Source organism: Pararhizobium antarcticum, from assembly GCF_001885585.1.
Lineage (GTDB): Bacteria > Pseudomonadota > Alphaproteobacteria > Rhizobiales > Rhizobiaceae > Pararhizobium > Pararhizobium antarcticum.
The window spans coordinates 1-1,219 of sequence record NZ_LSRP01000052.1; the positions used below are offsets into that span (position 1 = coordinate 1).

The 1,219-nt window shown below is 54.6% G+C and carries 2 protein-coding genes; both read right to left on the reverse strand.

The window, feature by feature from the left end; all coding sequences use genetic code 11:
• The coding region (locus AX760_RS04885; RefSeq protein ID WP_139276451.1) for an AraC family transcriptional regulator at positions 1 to 135 on the reverse strand (135 nt) is incomplete at its 3' end.
• A 642-nt stretch (positions 136 to 777) separates the two neighbouring features.
• The coding region (gene repC, locus AX760_RS04890; RefSeq protein WP_245294930.1) for a plasmid replication protein RepC at positions 778 to 1,219 on the reverse strand (442 nt) is incomplete at its 5' end.

The following is a 1,219-nucleotide window of genomic DNA, read 5'->3' on the forward strand; positions in this document are numbered from 1 at the left end:
ATGCACGGACAGCCCGAAGTTCGCCGTGAACTGCCGATGGAAATGGTATTTCGAGAAAGCTGCGACGTTGCTCACCGCTTCCAGATCCAGATCGTCGTCCAGATGCCGGTCGATGTGATCCAGCACCCGCTGCATCCGGTCATGGTAGTTTTCGAGGGCCGCCTTCGTCGTTTATTCCTCCGTGACGACACCAATTAGGCGCTCCCGGATACGACTCGCTCGACCGAGCTTGCGGTTTGGCATGGATCTATCGGTGAACGGCAAGATCTGGGCATGAGCTGACGAATCCAATCCTCCAACAAACCCTGATTTGATGTGAAGCAGCGCGATACACGCAAATCCATCGCTGGCTAGGCGTCAATCTCATATTTAGCCGTTCAGTTCAGAAACCTACGTCCACCAAACCCCAGCCCCTTATGTAGGTTCTGTTCCGTTGCTACTCAGACCCCTACAACACCGCCACTAGACGAACCGGCAGAGCGTCAAGACTTCTGCCTTGACTGTAATGCCTAACGCCGCCAGAACCGCCGGATTCTAACAGTTAAGTGCCAAATGCCACATGGACTGGAGACTGCAACACCCTTAGTTGCGTGCTATTCAAATTTTATTGCTGTCCGCTTCGGCGCATCTCGATGCCAATACAATAGCATCTAACATACTTTTCAATGTCATTAACTTATTGCTTTATATGACAAAAGCACGGGAAAAAACGGCTGACAAGTCTACTGGCGCATGCCCCCACTCTTCACTTTCGGGGAACCTATGTTCCATCGACCGTCAACCCGTGCGTTGAGATCCCTCTCCGTTTGCGCGCATCAGCGCCATTAGCATCGGACCAAGCGAGAATTCACCCTTCTCCGCACGACGGGTCAGATCCCTCAGGTAGCCGCCCGCTGAGTTGATCTGCCCTCCCCGCTCAAGGATGCAAGCCATCGCCGCGGCGGCGTTTTCCGGTCCCATGGTTTCGCAGGCGGCCTGGTAGGCCGACGGACTGACCCCGAGCATCGATCGCACCACGACCGCGGCCGACATCAGGTCGCGCCAGCTGGTAATCGCGCCACCCGGACCGTAATCGAGGACATCGGGGCACGCCTTCAACACCATCCCAAGTGGAAAGGCTTTTATCGGCTCATTCACAACCCGGCTGACATGGCTCGATTTTGCCCCCTGCTCTTTTTCTGAGCTAGGTTCAGATTCATTGATGGAATCGGTATTTGAA